The organism is Pseudoduganella chitinolytica (genome assembly GCF_029028125.1).
GTDB classification, from domain to species: domain Bacteria; phylum Pseudomonadota; class Gammaproteobacteria; order Burkholderiales; family Burkholderiaceae_D; genus Rugamonas; species Rugamonas chitinolytica.
Map to the genome: position 1 here is coordinate 3,740,809 of NZ_CP119083.1, position 14,827 is coordinate 3,755,635.

Annotated in this window: 17 protein-coding genes; 9 read left to right on the forward strand and 8 right to left on the reverse strand. The window is 64.2% G+C overall.

From position 1 onward, the window contains the following. The first annotated feature begins 83 nt into the window (after positions 1-83). Both PX653_RS16505 and PX653_RS16510 read left to right on the forward strand, forming a co-directional pair. On the forward strand, positions 84-1,463 hold the full coding sequence (locus PX653_RS16505) for a M23 family metallopeptidase (RefSeq protein ID WP_277413856.1): 1,380 nt from the start codon (positions 84-86) through the stop codon (positions 1,461-1,463). Positions 1,464-1,566: 103 nt separating this feature from the next. Beyond that, positions 1,567-2,733 carry an anhydro-N-acetylmuramic acid kinase gene (locus PX653_RS16510; protein ID WP_371876478.1) on the forward strand — a complete coding sequence of 389 codons (1,167 nt, stop codon included), beginning with the start codon at positions 1,567-1,569 and terminating at the stop codon, positions 2,731-2,733. 46 nt (positions 2,734-2,779) lie between these two features. On the opposite strand, the gene PX653_RS16515 is transcribed toward PX653_RS16510, so the two are convergent. After that, positions 2,780-2,986: a DUF4287 domain-containing protein gene (locus PX653_RS16515; RefSeq protein ID WP_277413858.1), complete on the reverse strand. Its 207-nt coding sequence runs from the start codon at positions 2,984-2,986 to the stop codon at positions 2,780-2,782. A 189-nt stretch (positions 2,987-3,175) separates the two neighbouring features. Here PX653_RS16515 and PX653_RS16520 point away from each other — a divergent pair, with 189 nt between their 5' ends. Further along, complete coding sequence (locus PX653_RS16520) at positions 3,176-3,583, forward strand: DUF2061 domain-containing protein (protein ID WP_277413859.1); 408 nt, start codon at positions 3,176-3,178, stop codon at positions 3,581-3,583. A gap of 171 nt (positions 3,584-3,754) precedes the next feature. Here PX653_RS16520 and erpA read toward each other — a convergent pair whose 3' ends face one another. From erpA to rplM, 4 genes are all read right to left on the reverse strand, one after another. After that, positions 3,755-4,117, reverse strand: coding sequence for an iron-sulfur cluster insertion protein ErpA (erpA, locus tag PX653_RS16525; RefSeq protein ID WP_112938577.1), 363 nt, complete (start codon positions 4,115-4,117; stop codon positions 3,755-3,757). Positions 4,118-4,240: 123 nt separating this feature from the next. Further along, positions 4,241-5,278 (reverse strand): N-acetyl-gamma-glutamyl-phosphate reductase, encoded by a 1,038-nt coding sequence (argC, locus tag PX653_RS16530; protein ID WP_277413860.1) that lies wholly within the window; start codon positions 5,276-5,278, stop codon positions 4,241-4,243. A 155-nt stretch (positions 5,279-5,433) separates the two neighbouring features. Continuing rightward, positions 5,434-5,826, reverse strand: coding sequence for a 30S ribosomal protein S9 (rpsI, locus tag PX653_RS16535; RefSeq protein WP_119811272.1), 393 nt, complete (start codon positions 5,824-5,826; stop codon positions 5,434-5,436). Between the two features lie 9 nt (positions 5,827-5,835). Next, positions 5,836-6,264, reverse strand: a complete 429-nt coding sequence (gene rplM / locus PX653_RS16540) for a 50S ribosomal protein L13 (RefSeq protein ID WP_107140762.1) — start codon at positions 6,262-6,264, stop codon at positions 5,836-5,838. Between the two features lie 244 nt (positions 6,265-6,508). On the opposite strand from rplM, the gene PX653_RS16545 reads away from it, so the two are divergent. From PX653_RS16545 to PX653_RS16570, 6 genes are all read left to right on the forward strand, one after another. Further along, complete coding sequence (locus PX653_RS16545; protein ID WP_277413861.1) at positions 6,509-7,930, forward strand: alpha/beta fold hydrolase; 1,422 nt, start codon at positions 6,509-6,511, stop codon at positions 7,928-7,930. Beyond that, the gene (locus PX653_RS16550; RefSeq protein WP_277413862.1) at positions 7,927-8,661 is read left to right on the forward strand and encodes an ABC transporter ATP-binding protein; all 735 of its coding nucleotides are present in this window, start codon (positions 7,927-7,929) and stop codon (positions 8,659-8,661) included. The genes PX653_RS16545 and PX653_RS16550 overlap by 4 nt, the downstream gene beginning before the upstream one ends. Beyond that, complete coding sequence (locus tag PX653_RS16555; protein ID WP_277413863.1) at positions 8,658-9,848, forward strand: ABC transporter permease; 1,191 nt, start codon at positions 8,658-8,660, stop codon at positions 9,846-9,848. The genes PX653_RS16550 and PX653_RS16555 overlap by 4 nt, the downstream gene beginning before the upstream one ends. Positions 9,849-9,897: 49 nt before the next feature. Beyond that, a complete protein-coding gene (locus PX653_RS16560) occupies positions 9,898-10,320 on the forward strand; it encodes an OsmC family protein (protein WP_277413864.1) in 423 nt (140 codons plus the stop codon). After that, positions 10,320-10,895 carry a hypothetical protein gene (locus PX653_RS16565; RefSeq protein ID WP_277413865.1) on the forward strand — a complete coding sequence of 192 codons (576 nt, stop codon included), beginning with the start codon at positions 10,320-10,322 and terminating at the stop codon, positions 10,893-10,895. Before PX653_RS16560 ends, PX653_RS16565 begins: the two co-directional genes overlap by 1 nt. A 258-nt stretch (positions 10,896-11,153) precedes the next feature. Beyond that, positions 11,154-12,338, forward strand: coding sequence for an IS4 family transposase (locus PX653_RS16570; RefSeq protein WP_277413866.1), 1,185 nt, complete (start codon positions 11,154-11,156; stop codon positions 12,336-12,338). Positions 12,339-12,512: 174 nt separating this feature from the next. On the opposite strand, the gene ypfJ is transcribed toward PX653_RS16570, so the two are convergent. The 3 genes from ypfJ to PX653_RS16585 all read right to left on the reverse strand — a co-directional run bounded on the left by ypfJ (position 12,513) and on the right by PX653_RS16585 (position 14,662). Then, positions 12,513-13,385 (reverse strand): KPN_02809 family neutral zinc metallopeptidase, encoded by an 873-nt coding sequence (gene ypfJ, locus PX653_RS16575; protein ID WP_277413867.1) that lies wholly within the window; start codon positions 13,383-13,385, stop codon positions 12,513-12,515. A 103-nt stretch (positions 13,386-13,488) separates the two neighbouring features. Then, positions 13,489-14,130: a 2-polyprenyl-3-methyl-6-methoxy-1,4-benzoquinone monooxygenase gene (coq7, locus tag PX653_RS16580; protein ID WP_277413868.1), complete on the reverse strand. Its 642-nt coding sequence runs from the start codon at positions 14,128-14,130 to the stop codon at positions 13,489-13,491. A gap of 70 nt (positions 14,131-14,200) precedes the next feature. Next, the gene (locus PX653_RS16585; RefSeq protein ID WP_277413869.1) at positions 14,201-14,662 is read right to left on the reverse strand and encodes a hypothetical protein; all 462 of its coding nucleotides are present in this window, start codon (positions 14,660-14,662) and stop codon (positions 14,201-14,203) included. Positions 14,663-14,827 lie beyond the last annotated feature (165 nt).

The following is a 14,827-nucleotide window of genomic DNA, read 5'->3' on the forward strand; positions in this document are numbered from 1 at the left end:
CCGATGAAAACGAAACAAATCAATAACTTAGAACAAAATAGCAAAAATCCATCAAGTTCAAGCGGCAAATTTTAACTGATTGCATGAACCCTACAAACAAGTTCACAAGCTCGCGCTTGTCTCATCTGCTAGGTTCGACCCGCAAGGCACGCATCGTTCGCCTTTCCGCGATTGCGTTGACCGTGTGCGCCTTCGGCGCCGCCGGCGTGGCCCCACTGGCCCCGGATGCAAGCGACCTGCCGGTTAAAACCGTCTCGCAGGACGTCGCCCTGCCGAACCTCTCCACGCAGATTGCCGCCATCGACCAGGCGGAAGATTCCCAGACCTACGTGCACGAAGAGCGCATCCGCGCCGGCGATACGCTGGCCACGCTGTTGCAGCGCCTGGGCGTCGAGGACGATGCCGCGGAAAGCTTCATCAAGCAGGACAAGGTCGCGAAGGCCGTGATGCAGCTCAAGACCGGCCGCCGGGTCCAGGCGAAAACGGACGACGAAGGCAACCTGCTGTGGCTGCGCGCCAGCGTGGTGGACAGCAAGGACATGCCCGTCAAGAACATCTCCGTGCTACGCAAGGGCGAAGGTTTCGTCGCGGAAGAAGCGCCCGTCAAGCTGGAGCGCCGCGTGGAAATGCACGCCCGCGACATCACGACGACGCTGTTCGCGGCCACCGACTCCGATGCGGACGGCACCCGCCTGCCCGACTCGATCGTGCACCAGATCGTGGAGATGTTCTCGACGAATATCGACTTCCGTTCCGACCTGAAGCGCGGGGACAAGTTCAACGTGGTCTACGAGACGTTCTGGCAGGATGGCGAATTCGTCAAGGCCGGCCGCATCCTGGCCGGCGAGTTCACCAACCGCGGCACCACGTACCAGTCGGTGTGGTTCGAGGATCCTGCCAGTAAGCAGGGCGGCGGCTACTACAGCTTCGACGGCAAGTCCCTGAAGCGTGGCTTCCTGAAGTCGCCACTGGAGTTCTCGCGGATTTCGTCCGGCTTCTCGATGCGCGTGCACCCGATCTCGGGCAACTGGAAAGCACACAAGGGCATCGATTTCGCGGCACCGACGGGCACGCCGATCCGCGCCGCCGGTGACGGCGTCGTCGATTTCGCGGGCACGCAGAACGGCTACGGCAATGTGGTCGTCCTGAAGCACTGGAACAACTACAGCACCGCCTACGCGCACATGAGCCGGTTTGCTTCCGGCCTGCGCAAGGGTCAGAAAGTCAGCCAGGGCGACCTGATCGGCTATGTAGGCTCGACCGGCTGGTCGACCGGCGCACACCTGCACTACGAGTTCCGCGTGGGCGGCCAATCGCTCGACCCGAACCGCCTCAACGTGACGGCCCAAGCACCCCTGACGGCCGCTGAGATGGCGCGCTTCAAGATGGTGGCAGGCGACATGATCCACCGCTTCGCACTGCTGCGTCCGGAAGAAAACAACCGCGCACTGGCACAGAAATAATCCCGGCCACTGGCTGGAAAAGACGGCGCCCCGAGGGGCGCCGTTTTTCTTTCCCCCTCACTGTGATGCCATCATACGGCGGCGCTCGTCCCTATTCCGTTAGCTGCCTAACACTTGGGCAAACCCGGCACATCGGGCACAATGGACGCTTCATCGTTTTCGTGGAACTCCCATGAGCTTGTTTATCGGACTGATGTCGGGCACCAGCCTGGACGGCGTCGATGGCGTGCTGGTCGACTTCTGGGCGGGTGCCGCGCGCACGCTGGCCTCCAGCCACGTGCCCTACCCGGATGCGCTGCGCGAAGAACTGCTGGCGCTGCAAGCCACCAGCGAAAACGAGCTGGAGCGTGAAGCGCTGGCGGCGAACCGCGTTGCCGCCGTGTACGCGCAGTGCGTGGAACACGTGCTGGCGAAAACGGACATCAAGCCGGCCGACGTGCGGGCCGTGGGCGCCCACGGCCAGACCATCCGGCACCGGCCCGAACTGGGGTTCACGTGGCAGTCGCTGAACGGCGCGCTGCTGGCCGAGCTGTGCGGGATCGACGTCATTGCCGACTTCCGCTCGCGCGACGTCGCCGCGGGCGGCCAGGGTGCGCCGCTGGTGCCGGCGGCGCACCATGCGCTGTTCGGCCAGGAGGGCAAGACGCGCGTGCTGGCCAACCTCGGCGGCATCGCCAACATCAGCGTGCTGCATCCGGACGGGCACGTGACGGGCTTCGACACGGGCCCCGGCAACGTGCTGATGGACGAGTGGATCGGCCGCTACCTGGGACGTCCCTATGACGAGGACGGCGCCTGGGCAGGCGGCGGAACGGTCATCCCGGCGCTGCTGGCCGCCATGCTGTCCGAGCCGTATTTCGCGGCGCCGCCACCGAAAAGCACGGGGCGCGACCTGTTCCACGCCGACTGGCTGCAGCGCCATGTGCTGAACCACCTGAACGCGGCCCCGCAGGACGTGATGGCCACGCTGACGCGGCTGACGGCCGTTACCTTGGCAACCGGTATCCGCCAGCAGGCGCCGGCGACGGAAATCGTCTACCTGTGCGGCGGCGGCGCCCACAACGGCACGCTCATGCGCATGCTGGCGAACGAGCTGGGCAGCCACGTCGAGGTGACGACGACGGATGCGCTGGGCGTGGCGCCCACGCTGGTCGAGGCCCTCTGCTGGGCCTGGCTTGCGTTCCGCTTCGATGCGCGCGAGCCGGGCAACCTGCCGTCCGTGACGGGCGCACAGGGTCCGCGCATCCTCGGCGCCCTGTATCCCCGCTAAGCACCCGCCTGCGCCCCGCTGAGGCCCCTCGATAGCCTCAGCGGCCCTACCCGGCCCGGTGATGGGCCACCAAGGCATTGGCATGGCCGTGGCCCATGCCGTGCTCCTCCTTGAGCCAGGCGACCAGTTCCATATGCCTGGCCTCGCCGCGCGCCGCCAGCAGCGCCAGCCAGTGCTGTACGGGCTGGCCGTACTTTTGCTCGATCGACGGAAAATAGGAAGCGGGGCCCTTGACGGGTGCGGTAGCGCTCATGACGGTCTCCTGTGAATGCGGCAATGCTGCCTGATCCCTCGACGTTATAGGTGTAGTGGAATCGACAGGCAATCGAAAATACTTCTCCGATAGTTATTACCAATCACACCGTTGAGAACAATTAATTTACATATCTGAACGAGAATCGTTATCATTTGCCTCAACGGTATCCACTGAAGAGGCAGCAAGATGATCGTCGCAGCGAAAAAAATGAGCCAGGTCGCCACGCACATGTCGCTGGCGTTCGTCCTGATGTACGTGATGACAGGTTCAGTGGCCTTTGGCGGCCTGGCTGCGGTCATCGAGCCCGTCATCAACGTGGCACTGCTGCCGTTGCACGAGGGCTTCTGGCGCCGCCTGCGCCTGCGCGCGGCGCGCTATGCCACGGCCGTGCTGGCAGCCGAAAAAGTCAGCCAGACGGCCTTTCACATGGTCATCGCGGTTGCCGTGATGTACTGGGCAACGGGCTCGCTGGCCCTGGGCGGCCTCGCCGCGATCCTGGAGCCGATCCTGAACGTCGTCGCCCTGCCCTACCACGACCGGCTGTGGGACCGCTTCGAGGCACGGATGGACGGGCAGCGCCTCGCCGCCGCGTAATCAACCCCTCGTTTGCCGGTTGCTGGCGTATGCCATACCCGAGGCCAGAAACCGGGGTCAGGCCCGGCGGGTCTGACCCCAGCCCTTGCTTGTGGGTGAATATGTCATGCCGCGTAAACGACAAACGGCGGCCAGCTTGCGCTGGCCGCCGTCTTCAATACGCCCTACCGCTTAAACGGAGAACGACGAACCGCAGCCGCAGGTCGAGCTCGCTTGCGGGTTCTTGATGACGAATTGCGCGCCTTCCAGGTCGTCCTTGTAGTCGATCTCGGCGCCCACCAGGTACTGGTAGCTCATCGAGTCGATCAACAGCTGCACGCCGTTCTTGACCATCGTCGTGTCGTCTTCGTTGACGATTTCGTCGAACGTGAAGCCGTACTGGAAACCGGAACAGCCGCCGCCCTGCACGAACACGCGCAGCTTCAGGTCGGGGTTGCCCTCTTCTTCGATCAGCTGGGCCACTTTCTCGGCCGCGCTGTCGGTGAAGATGATCGGTGCCGGGATGACGTCTTGTGCTTCGGCTACTGCATTCATTTGGAACTCCTACTAAAAATCGTTGGCCCATTATAGACCTTTGCACAGACTGCCGCTCAGGCCCACTACGTTTCTGATGGGAATATGCGGCTGCTGCGCCGCATTTAAACCACGAATTAACCTTTACGGCAGCAGGGCTATCGTGTTCAGGCCCAGGTCTTCCTGCAAGCCGAACATCAGGTTCATGCACTGCACGGCCTGGCCCGATGCCCCTTTGACCAGATTGTCCTGCACGACCAGCACAACGACGGTATCGCCGCCGTCGGGGCGGTGCACCGCCAGGCGCAGCATATTGGAACCTTTCGTCGTGCGCGTTTCCGGGTGCGAGCCGAACGGCATCACGTCGACGAACTGCTCGTCCTTGTACGCATCTTCGAACAGCTTTTGCAGTTCCTCGTTGCTGACGTCCTTCGTCAGTTTCGCGTACAACGTCGAGTGCATGCCGCGGATCATCGGCACCAGGTGCGGCGTGAAGATCAGCGACACCTTCTGGTCCGTGAAGCGCTGCAGCTGGGCCGACGTTTCCGGCGTGTGGCGGTGGCCCGACACGCCGTAGGCCTTGAAGTTGTCGCTCGCTTCCGAGAACAGGATGCCGATCTCGGCCTTGCGACCCGCGCCGGACACGCCCGACTTGCAGTCGGCGATCAGGTGGCCAGCATCGATGACGCCGGCTTTCAGCAGCGGCGCGTAGCCGATCTGCATCGTGGTCGGGTAGCAGCCCGGATTGGCGATCAGGTTGGCCTGCTTGATCTCTTCACGGTTCAGCTCGACCAGGCCGTACACGGCCTGCTCCAGCAGCTCCGGCGCCGTGTGGTCGATCTTGTACGTCTTCTCGAACACGGCGCGGTCCTTGATGCGGAAATCCGCCGCCAGGTCGATCACCTTGACGCCCTTGGCCAGGAGCTCCGGCGCCTGCGCCATCGCCACGCCGTGCGGGGTGGCGAAGAACACCACGTCGCACTGGGTCAGGTCGGCCTTGTCCGGCGCCGAGAAGGCGATGTTCACGCGGCCGCGCAGGGACGGATACATGTCGGCCACCGGCAGGCCATCTTCCTTGCGCGACGTGATGGCCGTCAGCTGCACTTCGGGATGGACGGCCAACAATCGCAGCAGTTCCACTCCGGTGTAACCGGTGCCGCCAACGATGCCAACTTTGATCATGTTCTTGTTCCTTGCGAAAGATGGGTGAGTGAGGGGAGATTCTAGCAGCGTCCGATGACGGACGTTTTACCCTATCTGAAAAGCAAAAAGCCGCTGGACGGGCCAGCGGCTTTTTCGAGGCCAGCCCGGCAGAGCCAGGCTGAGCAGGAAACGAATTAACGCTTCGAGAACTGCTTTGCGCGACGTGCTTTGCGCAGACCGACTTTTTTACGCTCGACTTCACGGGCGTCACGGGTAACGAAGCCGGCACGTGCCAGATCGCCCTTCAGTGCCGCGTCGTAGTCGATCAGTGCACGGGTGATACCGTGGCGCACTGCACCTGCCTGGCCGGACTCGCCGCCGCCATGCACGTTGACCTTGATGTCGAAACGCTCGACGTTGCCGGTCAGTTCCAGCGGCTGACGGATGACCATCAGGCCGGTTTCGCGGGAGAAGTACTCCGACGCTGGCTTGCCGTTCACGATGATTTGGCCGGTGCCGACCTTGATGAACACACGAGCCACTGCACTCTTGCGACGGCCGGTGCCGTAGTTGTAGTTACCGATCATGTCAGTTCCTTAGAATTCGAGTGCTTTAGGTTGCTGAGCAGCGTGCGGGTGCGAACCTTCGGCGTACACTTTCAGCTTCTTGATCATTGCGTAGCCCAGCGGGCCTTTTGGCAGCATGCCCTTGACAGCTTTTTCCAGAGCACGGCCTGGGAAACGCTGTTGCATCTTCAGGAAGTTCGTTTCGTAGATGCCGCCTGGGTAGCCCGAGTGACGGTAGTACGTCTTCTCGGTGGCTTTGGTACCGGTCACGCGCAGTTTGCCTGCGTTGATGACGACGATGAAATCGCCCGTGTCGACGTGAGGGGTAAATTCTGGCTTATGCTTGCCGCGCAGTCGGCGTGCCACTTCGCTGGCAACACGGCCGAGGACTTTGTCCGTCGCGTCAATCACGAACCAGTCGCGCTGGACTTCATGGCCCTTAGCGGAAAAAGTTTTCATGTTTGACTTCCTAATGAAGATGAATTTAATTCATCGGTTAAACGCTCAAATGGCGGTTCCGCCCTGGTACTGCAGCGGACGCATCCTTGTTGTTGACTTTTCCTGAGCGAACGGAAAGCTGGCGATTATAGCGCGACCATCCATTGACGGTCAACCCCAGGCTGAGATACCGACAAGGGTGATATCTGTTGCCGCAAAACTAACAGCACGCTAACATTGCCCGATTGCTATTGCCGAGGGCACCGTGAGGAAAATTCGACGTTCGCTGGTCGCCACGTTACTGCTGGCACCGCTGGCCGCGCTGGCCGCGCCGTCTGGCCGCACCTGCCACCTCCCTGGCACAGAGGAGGCGCTGCGCTGCTTTACCGTAACGGTGCCGCTGGACTACCGCCAGCCCGGCAAGACCATTACCGTGCATGCCACCGTGGCGCCGGCGTACCGCGAGGCCGCGCGACCCGATCCCCTGTTCGTGCTGGCGGGCGGACCGGGCCAGGCCGGCAGCGATATCGTGCCCGTGCTGGATGCCGCCCTGCGCCGCGTGCGCGCCACCCGCGACATCGTGCTGATCGACCAGCGCGGCACCGGCCTGTCCGGCAAGCTCGATTGCAAGTCGCCGCCGGACATCGACACGCTGACGGAAGAACAGCTCGACGCCGAAGCCCGCCGCTGCGTCGCCAAGCTGGCCGCGCCCTACAGCCAGTACACCACCGACGCCGCGGCACGCGACATCGAACGGGTCCGCATCGCGCTGGGCTACGGCCAGGTCAACCTGTGGGGCGGCTCGTACGGCACCCGGCTGGCGCAGCACTACGCCCGCCTCTATCCGGCCAGCGTGCGCGCGCTGGTACTGGACGGCGTGGCCTCGCCCGACCAGGTCATTCCCGCCGGCGGGCGCGACGCGCAGGCCGCGCTGGAGACCACCTTCGCCCGCTGCGAGAAGGATGCCGCCTGCGCGCGCGCCTTCCCCGCGCTGCGCAACGAGTTCGCCAGCCTGGCCGGCCGCCTCGCGCAAGGCCCGCTGACGGTGACGATGGCCGATCCGCGCACGACCGTCGTGCGACCCGTGCAGATCGGCAGCCGGCGCTTTGCCACCACCGTGCACCGCGCGCTGTACTCGCAGTCGGATGCCTACAGCCTGCCCTTCCTGATCCACAGTGCCTACAACGGCCGCTGGGAGCCTTTTGTCGCCCGCAGCAACCGCGACACCGACCTGTCGGCCGACGGCAGCATGTCGGGTCCGTTGTACCTGGCCGTCGTCTGCGCCGAGGACTTCCCGCGCCTGACGCCGCAACTGCTGGACGCCGACACGCGCGGCTCGTTCCTGGGCGCGCCCCAGGTCACGCAGCTGGCGGCGCTGTGCCCGGCCGTCAACGTCAAGCCCGTTGCGCATGCCGCGCCGACGACGATCGCCGCGCCGGTGCTGATGCTGTCCGGCGCGCACGACCCCGTTACGCCACCGCGCCGTGCCGAAGCGGCCGGCAAGTGGATGAAGGCGGCGCAGCACCTGGTCGTGCCGAACGGCGGCCATATCGTCTCGACGCTGGGCTGCATGCCGCGCCTGCTGCGCGAATTCCTCGACCAGCCGGCGCGGCGCGTCGATGGCGCCTGCCTGGCCGAGATCCCCGCCCCCACCTTCCAGCTCGACAGCGCAGGACCGCAGCCATGATCGACATCCAGGACGTCACCAAACACTTCGGCAAGGTGCAGGCGCTGGCCGGCGCCAGCTTTACCGCGCAAGACGGCCAGGTCACGGCGCTGCTGGGACCGAACGGCGCGGGCAAGACGACCTTGCTGCGCCTGCTCGTGGGGCTGCTGCGGCGCGATGCCGGCCGCATCGCCGTCGATGGCGTCGATCCGGACCGCGATCCGATGACGGCCAGGCGCAGCATCGGCTTCCTGACCGACCAGTTCGGGCTGTACGAAAAACTGACCACCCGCGAATACCTGCGCTACTTCGGCGAGCTCAATGGCATGGGCAACGCCGACCTGGGCCGCCGCATCGACGAGGTGACGGAGCTTTTGGCGCTGGACGACATCCTGGAGCGCCGCTCGAAAGGCTTCAGCCAGGGCCAGCGCATCAAGGTGGCGCTGGCGCGCACCTTGCTGCACCGCCCGCGCAACCTGCTGCTGGACGAACCGAGCCGCGGCCTCGACGTCATGAGCACGCGGGCGCTGCGGCGCGCGCTGGCGGCGTTGCGGGCCGACGGCTGCTGCGTCATCATGGCCACCCACGTGATGCAGGAAGTGACCAGTTCCTGCGACGACGTCATCGTCATCGCCAACGGGCGCACGGTAGCGCAAGGCACGCCGCAATCGCTGTGCGACCGCACCGGCATCGCCAACCTGGAGGACGCGTTCGTGAAACTGGTCGGCACCGACGAAGGGATTTCCGCATGAGCGCGCGTCCCTCGTTCCTGGTCGTGTTGCTCAAGGAGCTGCGCGAAACCGTGCGCGACCGCCGCGCCATGGCGATGGTGCTGCTGTTCGTGCTGCTGTATCCGATGCTGGTGGGCGGCGTGCTGCACCAGCAGATCAACCGTGCCACCAAGCCGGAGAAGGAAGGCATCGAGCTGACCGTCATTGGCGCGGCGCGCGCGCCCACCTTGATGGCGCAGCTGAAGCAGAAGAACGTCACCATCCATGCCGTCGAGACCATGACGGAGGACCGCATCGCGGCCCTGCTGCGCACGCAGAAGACGGCGGCCGTGCTGCGCCTGTCCGACAGCTACGGCGACGACTACCGCAACATGCGGCCGGCCCGCGTGGAGCTGTGGTACGACTCCGCTTCCGCCAACGGCCGCAACGTCGCCGACATCGAGCACGTGGTGCGCAGCTATGGCAACACGATCGCCGGTGCGCGCCTGCTGGCGCATGGCGTGTCGCCGGCCACGCTGTATCCGGTGCAGCTGCAGAAGTACGACACGGGCAGCAGCGCGTCGCGCTCCGCTTCCGTCATCGGCACGATGCTGGGCATGTTCTTCATTCCCGCGTTCTTCTTCTGCCTCAGCAGCGCCGTCGACAGCACGGCCGGGGAGCGGGAGCGGCGTTCGCTGGAGGTGCTGCTGGCACAGCCGGCACGTCCGCTCGACCTCGTGGTGGGCAAGTGGCTGGCCGCCGCGCTGCTGTCCATCGTCGGCCTGACCCTGGAGCTGTGCATCGCGCACGGCGTGCTGAAATGGCTGCCGCTGGAGGAGATCGGCATGTCGTGGCGGCTGTCGTGGGCCGACCTTGCCATCGTCTGCGTGACGGCGCTGTCCCTGCCGCTCTTTGCCGCCGCCATCGAGATCGCGCTGGCCATCAATGCCAAGACGTTCAAGGAAGCCCAGACGACGGCCAGCTTCGCCATCATGATCCCGATGGTGCCCGTGATCGTCGTGCCGATGATGAACCTGAACACGGCCAACTGGATGTACCTGGTGCCGGTGCTGTCACACCAGACCCTGCTGCGCGAGCTGGCCAAGGGCCAGAGCGTGGGCCTGCTGCCGTTCGCGCTGACGTTCGGCGCCAGCCTGCTGCTGGCGCTGCTGTGCGTGGCCTTCACGGTGCGGCGGATGAAAAGCGACCGCTACCTGATGGCCATCTGACGGCTGGCATACAATCGACGTTACCAATATCGACTCCCGGAGAAATGCAATGGAAGTAAAAGTCAGCTGGAATGGCCCGTCGGGCATGAGTTTTCGCGCGCAGACGGGCTCCGGCCACATGGTTGCGATGGACGGCGCACCGGAAGGCGGCGGCCACAACCTGGCACCGCGGCCGATGGAGATGGTCCTGCTGGGCACGGGCGGCTGCACCGCGTACGATGTCGTGCTGATCCTGAAGCGGGGCCGGGCCGACGTGCGCGGCTGCGACGTCACGCTGCAGGCCGAACGGGCCGAGACGGAGCCGAAGGTGTTTACGAAGATTAATTTCCACTTCGTCGTCACCGGCCGCGACCTGAAGCCCGAAGCGGTGGAGCGGGCCGTCACGCTGTCGCACGACAAATACTGCTCGGCCAGCATCATGCTGGCCAAGACGGCCGAGATCACGCATACCGTCGAGATCGTCGAAGTGTGATGACGCGGCGGCGGCGCCTCCTGCTGGCGGCGCTCGCCGCGTTGCACGTCGCGCTCGCGCTGTTGATGGCACGCGGCGGCGTTGCGCTGCCGGCTTCCGGGCCTGTCGTCTATGCCGACCTGGTGTTCGTCACCCCGCCACGGCCGCGCGCAGCGGCTGGCGCGCCGGCACCGGTGACCGCACCGGCGCCATCGCGATCCGCATCCAGGGCTGCATCGCCCATCTCACGGTCCACCTCGCCCCGGCCGGCCACGGCCAGCGCGGAAGCGCCGGCACCGGTGCCGGCCGCCGCCGCGCCTGCAGCCGAGGGAACGGCGCCAGCACCGGCACTCGACCTGGTCGCCCTGCGCGCGGCCGCCGGCGAGTACGAGCGCCAGCGCCGCCGCGAACCGCTGGAACGGGTGCAGGACGAGCAGCGCATCCGCGGCAAGGACGACAGCGATGGCGCCCGCGCCATCAAGAAAGCCGGGCGTGAGGACTGCGTCAAGAAATACAGCGGCGGCGCGTCGCTCGACCCGCTCAGGCTGATACCGCTGCTCTACGATACCGTGACCGATACGGGCTGCAAGTGGTGAGCTGGCGCCGGGCCAGGGACTCGGTCTGGCCCTAATGGCGCTAAGTTAAGAATGCCCCAAGCGGGCCGCCGACAGAAACCACCCCTACGGCGGAGGGCCGGGGTCAGACCCGGCGGGTCTGACCCTGAGCCTTCCCCACAAATTTCTGTTGTAAACGGAAGCGGAAGCTGTTAACTTTCAATCCCAAAAACGGCGCATGCATGGCTGTGTTAGCCCTTTTATTCGTAGCGACCAAACTGCGAATGAAAGGCACAGACCATGCATGCACAGCAAATCATACAGAAGTTTTTGGCCGATCAGTGCTCCGCGATGCACGCCAAACGGCGGAGATGTTTGGCCGATGCTGTCGAAGCGGCCCGCAGCGGCGGGCTGGCAATGATGGGAATGAGCAAGGCGCTAGAAAGTGAAGTAAGCCTACGCTATCGGATCAAGCGCATCGACCGCCTTCTAAGTAACGCTCACTTGGCCAAGGAGCGGGTAAGCATCTTCAAGGCCTTGGCGCACCACCTCCTGCCGCATCAGGAGCGCATTGCAGTAATCGTCGATTGGTCTGATTTGCTGCCGGATGTAAGTCAGCATTTGCTGCGCGCCGCCGTGGTGGTGGAGGGGCGTGCGATCACGATTTATGAGGAGCTGCATCCGACCAAGTCGTATGGCAGCAGACAAGTCCATCATCGTTTCCTGGAGACTCTACGGACGGTACTGCCTCCACAAAGCAGTCCAGTGATCATCACCGACGCGGGCTTTCGGGGGACTTGGTTCCAGATGCTCGGCGAGCTCGGCTACGATTGGATCGGTAGAATTCGTAATCTCGACACCGTTCGCGTAGAAGGCACCACGAAGTGGCAGCCTTGCAAAGAGCTTTACCCTCACGCCACTAAGGTCCCACGCGATTTGGGACGGTTCGAACATACCCAATCGCGCTTGGTGAAATGCCGTCTGACTTTGGTGAAGAAGTCGCCCCAAGGGCGAAAGAAATTGACCGTCTTCGGCAATGACGCCGGCAGCCATCACAGCAACAAACAGCGTAAGGGACAATCCGAACCCTGGCTGTTGTCCGTCTCACCAGGGCTATCGAAGCTGCGTGCAAAACAGATCGTCGCCTTATACAGCTGTCGCATGCAAATCGAACAGACTTTCCGCGACCTCAAAAACCCGCGGTGGGGGATGGGGATTCGCCACAGTCAAACACGCCAACCCAAGCGTCTCGCCGCACTACTTCTTATCGGCACCTTGCTCAGCTTCGCCCTATGGATCATCGGCATCGTTGCGCAAAGTCGGGGCTATCGTATGCGCTACGGCAGCAAACCCAAATCCGCGAAAACTGTGTCGATCGTTTCCTTAGCTCGCCAATGGCTCGCCGACGTCAGGTATCGAAGGCTGACGCACAGCCAGCTCCACGAAGCTATGCAGGAGCTGGCTAGTCTAGTGCTCATCTATTAAAAATGAGGGGAAGGCTCAGGGTCTGACCCCAGTCTTTGGTCCTGGGGTGAAGAATAAGCCAGCGGCTCGCTGACCCATACGTCTTGACTTAGCGGCATCAGGGCCTGACCTCGGCTATCCGTCGTAGGGTGAATTGATGTCAGTGGCCCGCCAGGGTTGCTCTTGACTTAGCCATTACAACTGCCGCGCGCTGAAGGTATCACACTGCGCGATTTCGCCGCTGTCGATCCCCTTGCGGAACCAGCGCACGCGCTGTGCGGACGTGCCGTGCGTGAACGAGTCCGGCACGACGTGGCCCTGGGCCTGGCGTTGCAGGGCGTCGTCGCCGATGGCGGTGGCGGCCGACAGCGCCGTCTCGACATCGCCCTGCTCCAGGATCTGGCGCGACCGGTTGGCGTGGAAGGCCCATACGCCGGCAAAGCAGTCCGCCTGCAATTCCAGCCGCACGGACAGCGCGTTGGCCTCGGCTTCGCCCATGCGCTGCTGGGCGTTGTGCACCTTGTCCGACAGGCCCATCAGGTTCTGCACGTGATGGCCGATCTCGTGGGCGATGACGTAGGCCTCGGCAAACTCGCCGCTGACGTGGAAGCGCTGCTGCATCAGCTTGAAGAAGTCGAGGTCGATGTAGACCTTCCGGTCCGGTGGGCAGTAGAACGGCCCGGTCGCGGACTGGCCGGTGCCGCAGGCGGTGGGGGTGCGCCCGGAGAACAGCACGAGGGTCGGCCGCGCATACTCCTCGCCCTGCTGGCGGAACAGGTTGCCCCAGACGTCTTCCGTGTCCGCCAGCACCGTGCGCACGAAGCGCGTGGTTTCGTCGTTGGCCGGCGCGGTGCGCGTTTGCACCTGCTGCTGCGGCGCGCCGCCACCGCTCATCAAGCCGAGGATCGTGCTGGGACTCACGCCCAGCACATAGGACAGCACCAGCGCAACGATGACGCCGCCGATGCCCAGCGAGCCGCCACCGAATCTGAAGCCGCCACCGCCACCGCTGCTGTCACCGCGGCGGTCTTCCACGTTATCGCTTTCCCGATTGCCTTCCCAGCGCATGATGCACTCCTTCTAGTGTTTTTTTGCCACTATAAGGGGTCGGGAGGATTCCATGGCGCTAGTTAGGGCTTGTCACAACTTCAAACCCGAGAGGACAGGTGCTTCAGATGTAGTAGGTGGTGCCGGTCATCAGCTTGGCCATCGCCGTCATCGCCAGCTTGACGGGGACCGGCGTATCGGCCGCGCCCATGTCCTGGGCGGCCTTGCCGTGCGCGATCTCGTCGATGCGCATCTGGTCGACGATGGCGCGCGACTTGGCATCGTTGGCCGGCAGGCTTTGCATGTGCGACGCCAGGTGCTTCTCCACCTGGCGCTCGGTCTCGACGACGAAGCCCAGGCTGTGCGGGTCGCCCATCTTGGCGGCCACGGTGCCCAGCGCGTAGGCGCCGGCATAGAACAGCGGTGCCAGCACGCTGGTCTGCGAGTTCAGCTCCTTCAGGCGCTGCGCCGTCCACGCCAGGTGGTCCTCTTCCTCGCGGCTGGCCTTCTCGAACTGCTCGCGCAGCGTATCGCTCTTGGCGAATCGCGCCTGCGAGTTGTACAACGCCTGCGCCATCACCTCGCCCACGTGGTCCACGCGGATCAGGCCCGCGCTGTGCTTGCGCTCCTCGTCCGTCATGTGGGCATCGTCGACGTGGACGGCCGGCGTCGGACGGGAGGCCGACGCCACGCCCGAGATGACGCGCAAGGCCTTGTCGGCGCTGCAGATGAAACGATCCAGGGGATTGTGATATTTGGAGCTCATGGCATTCTGTCCTGCTTGTTCGGATGGCCACGATTATAAGCGCCGGGTCGTACCCCTGTCGCGCGGCCGGTCAGCCCGTGCCGCCCGCCTGCTCCTCGCGCAGGATACGCTGGCGTTCGATCCAGTCGGCCACCGGGCCGCGCACGTCCAGGCCGGAAAAATCCTTGGCCACGCCCAGGTTCAATCCCAGCAGGAACGGGATCGATTCGAGCGGCACGTGCGGGCAGTAGTCGCCGAACGCGCGCATGAAGCGCTCCGAGTCGAGCACCTTGACGACGCCCTCGCCGCTCATGTACTGCAGGATGCTGGTGATGCTGTGGCCCGGGCCGATCGAGCGGTAGATGAAGCGGTTGAATTCCTTGTCCAGCTTCTTGAAGTCCAGCGCTTCCTTCGTCATCAGGCTGGCCAGGTAGCACAGGCCCAGGGCGACCCGGAAAAAACCCGTGGACTCCTTGACCGTCAGGCCGCAGCGGGTCACCGCCAGGATCTGCTCCTGCAGCGCGGCATCGAGTTTGACGTTTTCCTGGCTCATGGGCAGCACTATAGCGCAAGCCGATCCGTTTGCGGCTTGCCACCCGCTGCCCCGCACGTTACGCTTGACCCTTTTTCAACTCTGCCGTCCCAGGACCCGGATTTCACATTCTGGCACGTGGAAAGCGCACCCTGTCGCAAGGGGGCAACCGATGTGTCGTCCTTT